Source organism: Rhodococcus artemisiae (assembly GCF_036327795.1).
Lineage (GTDB): Bacteria > Actinomycetota > Actinomycetes > Mycobacteriales > Mycobacteriaceae > Rhodococcus > Rhodococcus artemisiae.
Genome location: NZ_JAUTXY010000012.1, coordinates 72927 through 87358 on the forward strand (window position 1 = coordinate 72927; position 14432 = coordinate 87358).

Annotated in this window: 13 protein-coding genes; 2 read left to right on the top strand and 11 right to left on the bottom strand. The window is 66.5% G+C overall.

Features of this window, described 5'->3' with window-relative positions:
* Window positions 1-58: 58 nt before the first annotated feature.
* Window positions 59-1471: an Hsp70 family protein gene (locus Q7514_RS22555; protein ID WP_330135493.1), complete on the bottom strand. Its 1413-nt coding sequence runs from the start codon at window positions 1469-1471 to the stop codon at window positions 59-61.
* A 157-nt stretch (window positions 1472-1628) separates the two neighbouring features.
* Window positions 1629-2948 carry a UDP-glucose dehydrogenase family protein gene (locus Q7514_RS22560; protein ID WP_330135494.1) on the bottom strand — a complete coding sequence of 440 codons (1320 nt, stop codon included), beginning with the start codon at window positions 2946-2948 and terminating at the stop codon, window positions 1629-1631.
* Between the two features lie 274 nt (window positions 2949-3222).
* Here Q7514_RS22560 and Q7514_RS22565 point away from each other — a divergent pair, with 274 nt between their 5' ends.
* Window positions 3223-4746 (top strand): MFS transporter, encoded by a 1524-nt coding sequence (locus Q7514_RS22565; RefSeq protein WP_408016161.1) that lies wholly within the window; start codon window positions 3223-3225, stop codon window positions 4744-4746.
* A gap of 27 nt (window positions 4747-4773) precedes the next feature.
* Here the strand turns inward: Q7514_RS22565 and Q7514_RS22570 are convergent, their stop codons facing one another.
* Window positions 4774-6180: a DUF2252 domain-containing protein gene (locus Q7514_RS22570; RefSeq protein WP_330135495.1), complete on the bottom strand. Its 1407-nt coding sequence runs from the start codon at window positions 6178-6180 to the stop codon at window positions 4774-4776.
* A gap of 15 nt (window positions 6181-6195) precedes the next feature.
* Window positions 6196-6594 (bottom strand): DUF7144 family membrane protein, encoded by a 399-nt coding sequence (locus Q7514_RS22575; RefSeq protein ID WP_054719567.1) that lies wholly within the window; start codon window positions 6592-6594, stop codon window positions 6196-6198.
* Between the two features lie 143 nt (window positions 6595-6737).
* Here Q7514_RS22575 and Q7514_RS22580 point away from each other — a divergent pair, with 143 nt between their 5' ends.
* A complete protein-coding gene (locus tag Q7514_RS22580; protein WP_330135496.1) occupies window positions 6738-8054 on the top strand; it encodes a diacylglycerol/lipid kinase family protein in 1317 nt (438 codons plus the stop codon).
* 17 nt (window positions 8055-8071) lie between these two features.
* On the opposite strand, the gene Q7514_RS22585 is transcribed toward Q7514_RS22580, so the two are convergent.
* From Q7514_RS22585 to Q7514_RS22615, 7 genes are read right to left on the bottom strand one after another with little or no spacing between them, the layout of a single operon-like run.
* A complete protein-coding gene (locus tag Q7514_RS22585; RefSeq protein WP_330135497.1) occupies window positions 8072-9088 on the bottom strand; it encodes an LLM class flavin-dependent oxidoreductase in 1017 nt (338 codons plus the stop codon).
* Window positions 9085-9924: an alpha/beta fold hydrolase gene (locus Q7514_RS22590; RefSeq protein ID WP_330135498.1), complete on the bottom strand. Its 840-nt coding sequence runs from the start codon at window positions 9922-9924 to the stop codon at window positions 9085-9087. The genes Q7514_RS22585 and Q7514_RS22590 overlap by 4 nt, the downstream gene beginning before the upstream one ends.
* Window positions 9921-10880 (bottom strand): DODA-type extradiol aromatic ring-opening family dioxygenase, encoded by a 960-nt coding sequence (locus Q7514_RS22595; protein ID WP_330135499.1) that lies wholly within the window; start codon window positions 10878-10880, stop codon window positions 9921-9923. The genes Q7514_RS22590 and Q7514_RS22595 overlap by 4 nt, the downstream gene beginning before the upstream one ends.
* On the bottom strand, window positions 10877-12211 hold the full coding sequence (locus tag Q7514_RS22600) for a M20/M25/M40 family metallo-hydrolase (RefSeq protein ID WP_330135500.1): 1335 nt from the start codon (window positions 12209-12211) through the stop codon (window positions 10877-10879). The genes Q7514_RS22595 and Q7514_RS22600 overlap by 4 nt, the downstream gene beginning before the upstream one ends.
* Complete coding sequence (locus tag Q7514_RS22605) at window positions 12208-12345, bottom strand: hypothetical protein (RefSeq protein ID WP_330135501.1); 138 nt, start codon at window positions 12343-12345, stop codon at window positions 12208-12210. Before Q7514_RS22605 ends, Q7514_RS22600 begins: the two co-directional genes overlap by 4 nt.
* A 5-nt stretch (window positions 12346-12350) precedes the next feature.
* Window positions 12351-13163 carry an alpha/beta fold hydrolase gene (locus Q7514_RS22610; protein WP_330135502.1) on the bottom strand — a complete coding sequence of 271 codons (813 nt, stop codon included), beginning with the start codon at window positions 13161-13163 and terminating at the stop codon, window positions 12351-12353.
* Window positions 13164-13171: 8 nt separating this feature from the next.
* Window positions 13172-14404, bottom strand: coding sequence for an aromatic ring-hydroxylating dioxygenase subunit alpha (locus tag Q7514_RS22615; RefSeq protein WP_330135503.1), 1233 nt, complete (start codon window positions 14402-14404; stop codon window positions 13172-13174).
* Window positions 14405-14432: the final 28 nt, after the last annotated feature.

Genomic DNA, 14432 nt, shown 5'->3' on the forward strand with positions numbered 1-14432 from the left:
CTTCACGGGTTCCCGTTGCCTCACGACCTGAGGAAACCCGCACAAACGGAGGAAACTCTCAGAGCCCGGGTAGCTGGATCTGCGGGAGCGGAGGCAGCTCGATGGTCGGAAGCTGGATGACGGGGAGCTCGACACCAGGGATCAGTTGCGGCGGCGGTGGCGGCGCAGGCTCCGGGGAGGGAGGAACCGGACGCGGCGCTTCCTGCGTCACCGTCGTGGTGACAGGAGGTGTGGTGGTTACGGTCGCCGGCGCGACGGCAGGCTGCGGGCGCGGGACGGTGCGCGACGTCGTGGGTGTCACGAACGTCTCGGTGGGGCTGGTTCCATCGTTGTCGGAAGACCCGGAGAACAGGCTGTTACCGGCGCCGAGTCCCACACCGATCACCGCGACCACGGCCAGCGCGGTTCCGGCGAGCCCGGCACCGGAGATCTGCTTGCCGCTCACCTCCGGTCCCCTCTGGGTCAGCGCGCCGATCCACGACTTCTTCACCGTGGTACCGGCAGATTCCGGCTCGGCCGACGCCGCCACCGGCGCGGTGACCACCGGGATCTGCTCGGTGACCGCCGACATGTCCGCAGTGGGAGGAACGATGCGAGTCAACGAGCTCACCGGCTGCGAGGACTTCGGCTTCCCGGCGAGGATCGCGCCGCCCTTGGCGAGCACGAGTTCGGGCTCGTGCGGCACGACCAGCGGAAGCCCGATCCACGAGCGCAGGACTTCCTGCACGAGCGGGATGTGGGCGCCTCCGCCCAGGAGGACCACCGCTTCCGGATTGCGACCGGACCGCGCGATGACGTGGTGCACGAACTGCGCCGACGACTCGACGCACTGCGCGATGAGGGGATCGAACGTGTCGCGCGACATCAGCACGACGCCGGCGGCACCGGGCACGGCGACGCTGTCGGTCTCCGACAACTGCTCCTTCGCCTGTCGGCACTGTGCCGACAGTTCGTCGTCGGCTGCCGGGTCGTCGGGTCGCCATACTCCGTTGGTATCGAGCTGGTGCTCACGGATCACCTGATCGAATATGCGGCCACCGACGGTGTCGGTGCGTTCGGCCAGGACCTCGCGGAGACCGAGGTCGACGACGGTGACAGTGAGACCCGAGTCGCCGAGGTCGTAGAACACGGCGGTGTCGCTGCCCAGCTCACCGGTCGCCTGCAGGTACGCGAGCGCCGCCTCCGGCTCGGAGACGAGCGTGAAATTGTCCAGATGCTCGACGGACATCGCCGCGCGGATGCGCTCGGCCTGCGCTTCATCGCGGTAGACGATGCCCACTGCCTCGATCGGCTCACCGGCGATACCGGTCTGGCTCAGCACACCCAGCGTGCGGGCAGCGAGCTGAGCGGGCTTGTCCTTGCCCGTCTCGACCACTTGGAATTGGAATCCCGCCGACGGCGCAGTCCGGTCGATCGGACGCACAATCCGGACGGCGCTCTCCCCCACGGTTACCCCGAGAACCGAACTCATCAGCCGCCTTCGACAGTCGTTGTCGCGCCGGCTGTCAGCCACCCCCGGCACCTCGCACCGGATCGATGGTACCCAATGGGATTTTCCATATCATTCGGGTCGGTGTCCTCCCAGGTCGCCACGCCGAACCTCGCGTGACAGTTACGTGACGTGACCGCTAGACCGCGACACCCAGCCTCGAATAGGCCCATCCGGAACGTTCCCACTCCTCGCGGTCGAGGCACGACCGACCGTCGAGCACCGCGCGGGTGTTGACGACCGATGCGATCGCCGTCGCGTCGAGGTCACGGAACTCGGGCCACTCGGTGAGCACGAGCACCGCGTCCGCCCGGTTGCAGGCCTCGATCGCGCTCGTCGCATAACCGAGGGTCGGGAACACGCGCCGTGCGTTGTCCATCGCCTGCGGGTCGAACACCGTCACCGCTGCACCCTCGAGTTGCAGTTGACCGGCAACGTTGAGTGCAGGGGAATCGCGGACGTCGTCGGAGCCCGGTTTGAACGCGGCCCCGAGCACCGCGATTCGTGCGCCGAGGACCGAGCCGCCGCACGCCTGCCGTGTCAGTTCCACCATCCGCGTCCGGCGACGCATGTTGATGCTGTCGACCTCACGCAGGAAGTGCAGCGCCTGGTTGGCGCCCAGCTCACCGGCACGGGCCATGAGAGCGCGGATGTCCTTCGGCAGGCAGCCACCACCGAATCCCAGGCCACTGCCCAGGAAACGTCGGCCGATCCGGTCGTCATGACCGAGGATGTCGGCGAGCTCGACGGCATCGGCGCCTGAGACCTCGCAGACCTCGGCGATCGCGTTGATGAACGAGATCTTCGTAGCAAGAAAGGCATTCGCCGACGACTTCGCGAGCTCCGCGGTTGCGAGCTCGGTGACGAGGAAGGGCACGCCGCGGTCGATCAGCTCCGCGTACACGTCGCGCAGGATCGCTTCGCCACGTCCTTCTCCCTTTCGCTCCACTCCGCACACGAGACGATCCGGCGACAGGGTGTCCTGCACCGCGAAGCCTTCGCGCAGGAACTCCGGATTCCACACGAGTTCGACGTCGGCGTGCGCGACAGCGCGGACCCGCTCGACGAGGTCGACCGCCGTCCCGACGGGCACCGTCGATTTCCCGACGATCAGCGCAGCCCCGGTCAAGAGCGGACTCAGTGCATCGACAACGGCGTTGACATGCGACAGATCCGCCGCGTACTCACCCTGCTTCTGCGGGGTGCCGACACAGATGAAGTGGACGTCGGCGAATGCTGCCGCGTCATGGTAGGAGGTTGTGAAGGCGAGACGACCGGCCTCGAGGTTCCGGCGGAGGATCTCGGCCAGGCCCGGCTCGTAGAACGGTACCTCGCCTGCTTCGAGCTTCGCGATCTTGCCTGCATCGACGTCGACTCCGAGCACGTCGTGCCCGAGTTCGGCCATGCAGGCCGCATGTGTGGCTCCCAAATACCCTGTTCCGAACACTGCGCAGCGCATACCCGACTTACTACGCAGCGGATGTGAGCGACGGGCAAACCGTGAGAAGCACCGAGCGAACGGCCGATGTACATCCCCGCCGGAAACAGCCGGGTGCCGGTGCCCCTTCGGGGATCGAAGAGTCGGAGCCCCTCTCGTACGAGCGCCGGAATGTTGTCCGACGGTAGGTGTAACTTGGTGCGTCTGGGCCTCCGTGGCCGGGTGCCGTTGATCGTTCCGGACGACCTCCATGCTCGCGGGTGGCCGATAAGAGACGAACGGTGAGGAACAGCACGTGACCGATACGAGCCAGCAGCACACCTACGCCAGGCCCTGGCCTGCACTGTGGGCGTTGTGCCTGGGCTTCTTCATGATCCTCGTCGATACCACCATCGTTGCGGTCGCGAACCCGGCCATCCTCGAAGCCTTCTCCGCCGATATCAACAGCGTCGTCTGGGTGACCAGCGCCTACCTCCTCGCGTATGCGGTGCCGCTGCTGATCACCGGGCGTCTCGGCGACCGGTACGGCCCGAAGAAGCTGTACCTGACAGGTCTCGCCCTGTTCACGGTGGCGTCACTGTGGTGCGGTCTGTCCGGCAGCATCGAGATGCTGATCCTCGCGCGAGTGTTCCAGGGCTTCGGCGCAGCCATGATGACCCCGCAGACCATGGCCGTCATCACCCGTACCTTCCCGCCCGACAAGCGCGGCACCGCGATGGGACTGTGGGGCGCGACCGCCGGTGTCGCGACACTCGTCGGCCCGCTGGCCGGTGGCATTCTCGTCGACGGACTCGGCTGGGAGTGGATCTTCATCGTCAACGTGCCCGTCGGTGTCATCGCGTTCCTCGCCGCGATGCGGTACGTCCCCGCCCTCGAGACACACCCGCACAAGTTCGACATTCTCGGAGTCGTCCTGAGCGCTGCGGGCATGTTCCTTCTGGTGTTCGGTCTGCAGGAGGGCAACACCTACGACTGGTCGCTGCGGATCTGGCTGATGATCGGGTCCGGGCTCGTGTTGCTCGCGCTGTTCGTCTGGAACCAGTCGCGCAACAAGGACGAGCCGCTGCTTCCCCTCGTCCTCTTCCGCGACCGCAACTTCTCGATGGCCAACATCGCGATCACGTCGATGGGCTTCTCGATCACCTCGATGATGCTCCCACTGATGTTCTACGCGCAGAGTGTGCGTGGGCTGTCCCCGACCGGGTCCGCTCTGCTGATGGTGCCGATGGCCGTGCTGTCCGGTGTGCTCGCCCCGTTCGTCGGCAAGCTGGTGGACCGCACCCATCCGCGCTACATCGCGGCACCCGGATTCCTGATGCTCGCGGTCTCGCTGGCGTGGCTGGCACTGGTGATGACACCCCACGTCGCGATCTGGGAATTGCTGCTGCCGATCTCGTTGATGGGCATTGCCAACGCCTTCATCTGGTCGCCGCTCGCCGCGACCGCGACGCGCAATCTGCCGCCGCATCAGGCGGGCGCGGGGTCCGGCATCTACAACACAACCCGGCAGGTCGGCGCGGTCCTCGGCAGCGCGGCCATCGGCGCACTCATCACCGCACGCCTGTCTGCCAACGGGCTGTCCGGCGAGGGCGGCGGCATGGAGGGTATGTCCGGTGAGATACCCGAATTCGTCCGCGACGGTTTCAGCTCGGCGATGGCCCAGTCGACGCTGCTGCCCGCGGCGGTGCTGGCCATCGGATTCGTTGCGTCACTGTGTTTCACCCGCCCCATTCGTGCGGACGCGCAACGTCCCGGTTCCCCGGGTGACCTTCCCGCGCGCACACCAGCTTCCGACACCCACGATCGCACGCGCGGTTAGCCGACAAGGACGCGGGAAGCCGGCGTGTCAGACGCCGGGCATGGCGGTGATCCTCCCCTGATCGATCGCGTCGACCAGCAGCGCGTGATCCTTGACGTTGCGCGCTGCGTACGTCTTCGCGAAGGCCATCATCGATTCGTCGAATTCGGTGCCCGATCCGAGGTACTCGGCGATGGCAATGCGGTCGCCGCTGCGGGCATGCGCATAGGCCAGCGTCCGTCCGCACAGCCGTCCGTACAGTGTCATCCCCGCCGGCGACATCACCTCGATCGCCGCTGATCCCTTGCCGTCGCGCAACTGCCGCAGGTAGAAGTCGCGGTCTACGCCGTCGACGCCGGGCCCTTGTTCCCAACCGAGGAAGATGTCGCTCGTCGCCTGCATCAGCCGCTGGCCGTTGACGACCCGCTCCCCTTCGTTCTGGAACGTCGGCCCCTCGACGTATCCGGACAGCACCGACTTCTGCGCTTCCTTCGCCTGCAGGAACAGCGGGTCTTCGTCGTCGGCACCGAGCAGCAGGAAGATGAACGCTCGGGTGCCGACGCTCCCGACCCCGACCACCTTGCGCGCCGCCTGCACGAATTCGAACCCTTCGAGCAGGACCCGACGGTCCCACTGCAGCGTCGACCGGTACGCGCGCATGCGGCGATGGAGCTCCTCGTACAACATCGCGGTGTCGCCCACGGCCAGTGCTTCCTCCAACGGGACCACCAGCGGCGGATTGTGGATGATCTTCCGCTCCCCGTTCACGACCTCGGTGAGTTTGCTCAGCGCCTGCACGCTGTCGCGGGTCTTCGACTTCTCGAGCATCTTGCGGGTGCGTTTCCTCATCGTCGCGTCGAGTTCGTTTCGCAGCTCGACGAGTTCGGTCGTCGGCTCGATGTGCGAATACCACACCGCGAGATTTCCGCGCTCCGCCTGGATGAGCATCGTCTCCCGGTACTCTGCTGCGCACGCCCGCGTGATCCGTTTGACCTGTTTGCCGCTGTACCCGTTCTCCAGGCCTGCGACGGCCAGGCTCGCCACCAACCGCTTGACGTCCCATTCGAACGGGCCGGGGTAGGTCTCGTCGAAATCGTTGACGTCGAACGCCAGCTTGCGTTCCGGGGTCGCGAAGATCCCGAAATTACTCAGATGCGCGTCGCCGCACAACTGCGTATGCAAACCCGAGTTCGGGGTACGCGACAGATCGTCGGCCATCACCAGTGCCGCGCCCCGATAGAACGGGAACGGCGACGACGACATCCGTCCGTACCGCACCGGCACGAGATCCGGCACCCGCGACTTCGCCTGCAGTTCGAGCAACCCGATCGGGTCGCGCGCGGAACCCGTGTCGACTTCGGCGAGCGCCTCCAACGGCGTCACGTTCCGAGCGGCGCGACCGCGCTCCGCTCGTTCTTCACGGGTCGGATGCGCAATCACACCGGACGCGGACATCGCCACTCGCCCCTGTCAGACCCGCTCCGGATTCCATGTCACGATCGCCCAGATGACGACGATGTCGACAGCGATGATCAGGATCGACCACCACGGGTAGTACGGCAGCCACAGGAAGTTGGCGACGATCGACAGCGCGAGGATGCAGATTGCCGCGAACCTCGCCCAGGTAGCGCCTGTGAACAGAACCAGGCCGGTCAACGTGACGAGGATGCCGAGGATCAGGTGGATCCATCCCCACGTGGTGAAGTCGAACTTGTAGATGTACTCGATGCCGGTGACGAACACTTCGTCCTTGGCGATCGCCGCGATGCCCTGGAAGATCTGCAAGACACCGACGGTGACGAGGAGAATTGCTGCGCCGAACGCGGTTCCCTTGGCGACAGCCTGCTTGGTATCCGGATCGTGGGACATGGGTGTTCCCGTCTCGAAAGGGATAGGACAGGTTTCAGTGTGCGCCTTCGTGGAACATTCGACGGGAGAACGGCGCAATTCCGACGTAACCCGGGATTCGGGTAACTACCGTGAGATCACCCGCGTTCGAGAGGTGGACCGGCATGCCCGAAGCTCTGACCGTCGAGGACGCCACACCCGGCCGACGCTGGTGGGCGCGCGCCGCCTTCACCCTCGCGCTGCTCACCGTCGTCGTTCCCCTGCTGTTCGCCGGACTTCTGAGCACGATGGGGATACTCCTCATCGGGTTCGGCGGCGCGGTGGTCTGCGTGGCTGCCCTGTACTGGTTTCTCGCCGGCCGTGCCCCGCTGCGCTGGGCGGCGCTTGCCGTGGCAGTGCTGGCGCCGCTGACGGTGTTCGTGTTCTTCGTGCGGGCCCATCTGCTCGCGGTGGTGATCGCGTCGCTGATCCTCGCGATGCTCGCGACGGCCTGTGGTCGCGCGGCGTTGCGGCGCAGGAAATCTGCCCAGGCGATGCTGGAGATTCCCACGACACCACCGAGTCGCCCGTTCCTCATCATGAATCCGCGATCCGGGGGCGGGAAGGTCGCGAGATTCGATCTGCAGCACAAGGCCGAAAAGCTCGGCGCCGAGGTGGTTCTGCTCGACGAGACGAACTTCGCCGACATCGACGAACTCGCCCGCCGAGCGGTCATGGACGGCGCGGATCTGCTCGGCGTGGCCGGCGGCGACGGGACGCAGGCGCGTGTCGCTGCGATCGCCGCCGAGACCCGGGTGCCGTTCATGGTGATCAGCGCGGGGACACGTAATCACTTCGCGATGGATCTCGGGCTCGATCGCGACGATCCGGCACGGTGCCTCGATGCACTCCGCGACGGCGTCGACATCCGCATCGATCTCGGGCGGATCAACGGGCGGGCGTTCGTCAACAACGCGTCGTTCGGTGTGTATGCCGAGGTGGTGCGCAGCCCCGCCTACCGTGACGACAAGACCCGGACAGTGCTGAAGATGCTTCCGGATCTGCTTGCCGGACAGTCCGGTCCGGACCTGGTCGCGCAGATCGGCGACGTCACCGTCCGCTCCCCGCAGGCGGTACTGGTGAGCAACAACCGATACGGCGGAAGCGACCTCGCGGGCATGAATCGTCGGGATCGGCTCGACCGGGGTTTGCTCGGCGTCGTGACGGTGTCGGTCATCGGTACCGGTCAGGCAGTCTCGCTGCTGCGACGAACCCATGCGCGTGGTCTGTCCCAGCACGAGACGCCCGAGGCGATCATCGACGCCGACGCCCCCGAGATCTCGGTGGGGGTGGACGGCGAATCTCTCCTGCTGACCACCCCGGTGCGGTGCACGATCGAGCCCGGCGCGCTACGGGTGCGGGTGCCTCGGGTGCGCCCGGGCACCCGGACGTCGCCGCCTCCAGTCGACTGGGTGCGGTTGCGTGCGCTGGCACGCTTCTGACGAGGGCGTTCCGGCGGCTACGCGAATCGACCTTCGCACACTCGGGGCAGTACCTGACCCGCGATGTCGGCCATGAGCCGGTGAGGAAGATCGTACGACCCGACATGCTGGAGAAACACCGCGTCGGCGCCCGCCTCGTGCACGTGCGAGAGCCGCTCGACGATCTCGTCGGAGGTGCCGTAGAGACAGAACTCCCGAGCGAATGTGGCAATCGCGTCGTCGCTGATGTAGGGATCGCACGCGCGCACTGCGGCATCCCAGTCTTCTGCGTGGACGAGGTCGGGGTAGACGTCGGGTAGATGGTCCGGGACATCCACGTGCACCCCGGCGAGTGCGAGGAACGACGTGCCGCCGTTCTGGGCGATGCGCGCGCAGATCGGCTTGAGTTCACGCGCGTCTCGCGGCAGGTCGTCCGTGACGCGGCAGAACGCCGACACCGTTGTCTGTACCCCGGTTCTGGTTGCAGCCGAGGCCCCGTCCCGCACACGTCCGATTGCTGCGGTGAGTGGAGCAGACGCCACACCGGAGAGCAGAATCGCTCCGTCGGCCAGCTCTCCCGCCAGGCGCAGATTGCGTGGCCCGCTGGCGGCCAGGTGGATCGGCACCAGAGCTGGGTCACGCATCCACGACCGCGTTCCGCCGAAGTTCACGTCCCGACCGGCGAGCAGCTCCCGCACGACCGCGATCCCCTCTCGAACCTGAGCCCCGGTGGATTGCCGTATCCCCACCGGCCCCACAGCGCTGTCTCCCACACCGACGCCGAGAACGAACCGTCCCGGCGCGATTTCGGCCACCGTACGTGCCGACGACGCGACCACACTCGGGTGTCGGGTCGCGAAGTTCGTCACGGCCGTGCCGAGCGTGATCCGTGTGGTGGTTCCGGCAGCTGCTGCGGCAACAGCGAATACGTCTCGCCACAGCAGCTGCGAGTCCGGGAACCACACTTCGTCGAATCCGGCCTGTTCGGCGTCGTGGACGAGTTCGGCGATCTGCCCCAGCGGCGCGCACGGCGGAATCCGGAGTCCGACTCTCACAGCAGGAACTTAAGCGCGAGTTCGTTGAACTTCTCGGAATGCTCATGCTGTGGCCAGTGCCCGCATTCGGGGAAGATCTCGAGGGTCGCTCCGGGGATCGACTGTTTCATCCGCTGCGCTTCCGGGACATCGCCGAACGGGTTCTCCGCACCCCACACGATCAAGGTCGGCGCGGTGATGCGTGCCATCTGGTCGGGGTTGAGCAGGTCTTCGACGCGGTTTTCCATCTGCTGTAGGCAGAGGAGGTGATCGATGCCTGCGACGAACTCCGGGCGGTGGTAGATCGTGTGACGCACATCGACCAGTTCGTCGGACACGTTGGCCGGATCGTGCATGAGCAATTCGAGTCGCTGGCGGGTCAGCGCGCGGTCGTCGCTCGACACAGCTGCCTTCGTGCTGGTCCGGATTCTGTTCATGACCTCCGGATTGGCGACGGTCCCACCCGGTGCGACGAGGACCAGCCGACCGACGCGGTCGGGGTGATCTGCCGCAAGCCTCCCCGCGACCCAACCGCCGAGTGACTCACCGATGAAGTGTGCTCGCTCGATACCGCGACCGTCGAGGTAATCGAGCACGTGCTGCACGTAGCGCGGAATTCTCAGGTCTCCGCCGGGATTCTCGGTGTAGCCATGGCCCAGCATGTCGAGCGCGTGCACCTCGAAGTGCGACGAAAACGTGGGCACGTTGCGGACGAATGCCTCGAGGTGGCCGCTGGTGCCGTGCAGCATCACTACGGCGTCGCCTTCACCGGCGCGCAGGACGCGGGTCCGCGCGCCGTTGACGGGCGCGTAGGACATCTCGAATGCGGTTCCGCTCAGGTCGGTCCAGATGGTCATGCGGGTGTCTCCTCGTTCGTGGGGGTGATCAGGCTGACGCCCATACCGGTCAACCAGTTCGGGACGGCTCCATAGGCGACGGTCCGGGCCTTCGCCGGGCCGAAGGAAGCCAACGCCGACGACATCGCGATCCAGGCACGAAGTTCGTGTGCGCCGTTACCTCCTTCCTGTTCGATCTGTTCGTTGCTCTTGTCCAGCAACGCTGTGAGGTCGCCGGTTTCGAGCAGGTCGAGGAACCATTCGTCGAACTGCTCGTTGATGTTCGATTCCGCCGCGCGGATGATCTGCCTGCGACGGACCTCGTACTCGTTCCAGGACGTACGCCCGTTGAGCCAGGCCTGCACCAGGAATCGGTCGTCGTCCGTGAGCGCGGAAAACCATTTGGGCCAAGGTAAATGGTGCGACAGGCCTCCGGAGGCGATCACGGCGACGCGCTTGGATTCACCGTCCCCGGCGATCGCTCTGCCGATCGCCGCTCCCAGGTCATGACAGCGCCGGGGCGAAGGCAGCGGTGGGGCGAACATGTTGATGACCACCGGCACGATCGGTATGTCGAGGGCAGGAACGAGATGTTGCAGGGAGTGCGTGATCCCGTGGTCGACGGTGAGCCGCAGGGAGAAGGCCGGGTCGAATCCGTCGTCCACGAGGCCGTCGACCATGCGGCGTGCCAGTGCGGTGTCGACGAGGAGCGGCCCACCGGGTGTGCCTGCCTCGCCGGCACCGATGACCTCCGCAACACCGATCGTGAACGCAGGCATCAAATCCAGGAACATGCCGCGGAAATGATTCGAGCCGATCACCACGAGCGCATCGGGGCGCACCGCGGCGATCTCGCCGCGAGCGGCGGCGAGCCCTTCACGGAACCGGTTCGCGGCCGGTAGGTCGGCCACCTCGGACCAGTGTGTGTTCATCAGCGTGCTGTGCGAGGCACCCACGCCGAGCACGAGGTTGCTCATGGTGTGCTCCGTTCCCTGGTGCACAGCGTGATCACGGTGTGCACGAGTGCCTTGGTCAGCCGCATCGCTTCGCGGATGTCGACGACGTTCATTCCGGAAGGAAAATCGAGTGCAAGGGGAGCGTCCGGACCGATGCGATCCATGCCGATGCGCGCGGTCGGTATTCCACGGTTGCGCAGGATATTCGCGTCGGTGGCACCGCTGTTGGCCAAGATCGGTTCGTGTGTGTGTCCGGCCACCTCTTCCCACGCAGCCACAGCTGCCACGACGACCGGCGCTTCCTGCGCCGTCTCCGTCCCGGGGATGGACAGGATCATGTCCCAGTCCACGTCGATGTCAGGATGTTTCGTCGAGATGGACCGGATCGCCTGGGCGAATTCGCGACGCACGTGCGCGGGCGTGGAGCGGGGACTGGTGCGCAGGTCGATCGTGAACCTGCACAGGGCCGGCGCGACCGCCGCCATACGCGGCCAGCCCCCCTCCACCGACGCCACGATCCCCTGGGGAGCGACGAGACCGTCGGTGTGTCGGGCGGAATACTCGGGAAACCAGCGTTCCAGCTCCGTGATCACCGTCGCCGCGGCCGCGATGGAGTTCCGGTACGGCATCCGGTGGCGACTGCCGACGTATGTGTAGGTGCCGCGCACACGAACCTCGAACCAGCACAACCCGACCTCCTCCCATGCGACGGCCCAGCCTGGTTTGGCGATGAGCGCATGGTCTGCCCAGACCCCCTGCTCGACCATGAACGAGCAACCCGCGCCCTGTCCCGTGTTGCGGCGGGACAGGGCGCCGACGATCCGGCCGTTGGTCGGCATGCCACCGGCACCGAGCCCGACGATCAGGTCGCCGCGCAGCGGGATTCCCGCTCTGGCGATGACCTCTGCGGCAGCAACAACGGCTGCCGCGTGTCCTTTCGGGTTGCTCGCGCCGAGACCGACCACGTGGTCGTCGTGAACCTCGGCACGAGGGCGCATGTCTGCCCGCAGTTCCGGCCCGATCCACGGTACGTCTTCGTCGGGATCGCCGACCGTCAGCGTGTCGATCGGTGCGTAGAGCAGGAGGTCTTCGCCGCTTCCATCACCACGCACGCGTCCGATCGCGTTTGCTTGACGATCATCGATCTCCTGTACGCGGGCGTCGAGGCCGGCTTCGTCGAGAGTCGCGGTCAGCCATCGGGCGAGTGCGGCCTCTTCGCCGGTAGGGCTGGGAATATCCACCATGCCGACGACGAGGTCGGTGAGCCGCCCCGGCGCGATGAGTGCGCACGCTTCGTCGAACCATGCCCGCTGTCGGGGCGTGAACGAGGCTGTGGAAATCGATGTGGTCATCGTGCTCCCACGTCGACGCTGCGGACGGTCGTACCGCGCCCCAGGCGGGCGAGCAGCCGGGTGCGTTGCGCTGCAACGAGGGCGGCACCGGTGGTGAGGGCGGTGATCGCGATCAGAGTAAGCGTGCGGGACACAGAGATCAGCTCCTGTCGGTGAAGAAGGCTTCGGCGAGCGCGGCGACCATCTCGGGGCGCTCGGACTGAGGATGGTGGGCAGTCCGGCAGATGACGGCAAGGTCGCCGCGGGGCAGCGCGTCGGCGAACGCGGCCGCGTAGTCGGGGCCGGCGAACGGGTCGTGGCGTCCCCACAGCACGAGTGTCGGGGCCATCACTGCAGCGAGATGGTCGCCGAGATCTTCGCCCGTACGATTCGCGGTGGCGGTGGTGCGCGCCGTAGGCGTGGTGGCGGCGGAGTGCCGTGCCCGTACCATCGGCTCCGGAACGAGATTCGTTTCGTACCACTCCAATTCGGCGATCATTTGCCTCATCTTGTCGAGATTCGGCCCCGAGCCGCCGTAATATGCGGCTCGGGCGCGGGCGCCGAGACCCGGGTCGCGAGTCGAACCCGTCCGGTGTGCAGGGGCGGCCGCGGGTTGACTTCCGATCGCCACGATCCTGCGGAACACGTTCGGTCTCTCCGCCGCGAGCCGCAGTGCCACCGACCCGCCCAGGGACTGGGCGAGTACGTCGATGTTGCGGACTCCGATGTCTGTGAGCAGGCAGTCGAGTGCGTGCGCGGCCGTCGTGAGCGGAGGAGCATCGGCGTCGGATTCCGGGGCAGATGCCCCGTATCCGGGCAGATCGACCCAGAGCCACCGACGTTCCGGGCGGTGTGCCATCACCGCCGCGAAATCCGATGTCGCGTGGCAGCCGGGGCCTCCTCCGTGCAGCACGAGGGTGACGGGGCCGCTCTCGGTTCCCGCCCAGCCGTGGGCCAGTTCCCCGGTGACCATGTGCCGGGTCAATGACCGATACGTCGTTCGGTCGGCTGCACCACGGGCGCGACCTTCTCGACGTGCCGTCGCCACGCGGTGATCGAGAGGTCCGGCCGGTAGAGCCGCTCCGGCGGAGCATCCGTCACGTTGACCATCCATGCGTCCTGGCGGGTGAACTGACCGTGGAACAACCAGCGGAACGCCGCAAGGTATTTCGCCTTGAACGCCAGGCCGGTGAGCCCCTTCTCGAAGCGCACCATCAGCTGCACGTACCGGACGTGATCTGCGTCGACCGGTACGTACCACTCGTAGTGGATGAATGTGGGATACGCCACCCGCAGCAGCCCGGGCATCCGCACCGATACGAACCCAGGGATGTTCATCGCGGCAATCACGGGATTCGCGTCGCCGTTCTTGCCGGGGTGGTCGGGCAATGGGACACGCTTCCACCAACGCTTGTTGGTGAAGGTGCCGACACCGGGAAATTCCGCTTCCCAGTGCAGCTTGTCCTGTACGCGCACGAGCCATCCGCCCTGTTCGACGATGCGCGTCTCGTTCCACGTGGGCATCACCTTGAAGAGACGCCACAGCGCGGTGTTGTGGAGGTACTTCGCATGCCCTTCGTCGAACCCGTTCTCGGTGGCGAACCGCCAGTTGCCCTTTCGGACCTCGGTTCGACCACCCATGACGAACGAGTTCTCCGTGAGCTCTGCGGGGATGTCGCGCTCGACGGGCGGTAGCGGGGTCTCGGGGGTCACCTCGCCGATGTAGACCCACAGCAGGCCGAGGCGTTCCTCGACCGGGTAGGTCGCGACCGACAGCTTCCCGCAGATGGGACTGTCCGGGCCGTCGGTGATGACGGCTTTCAGTTTTCCGTCCTCGGTGCCGAAGGTCCAGCCGTGGTACGCGCAGCTGATCGTGCCGGGGAATTCGCGTCGACCGTGCGACAGCGGTACGCCGCGGTGCGGGCACCGATCGTGGAGGCCGCGGACGACGTCGCCGTCGCGGACGAGGACGATTCGTTCACCGGCCAGGGTGATGGGCACGGGGTCGTCGCCGACCTGGTGCGCCCAGAGGGTCGGGTACCAGTAATTTCGGAACCCGTGTGCGGCCGCGTTGTAGGTAGGCCACGACGTCCAGTCCGCTCCCTCCTGTACCGGGGGGCCGGGCTCCACGGGTGTGTCGGCGGACTTCGCCTTGCGCGATCGCGCCGGTCGCCGAGGCGCGGCGTCGGGGGTCGGAGTGGTAGGTGCGCTCACAATTCCTCCAGGATCGGTTCAACGCAAT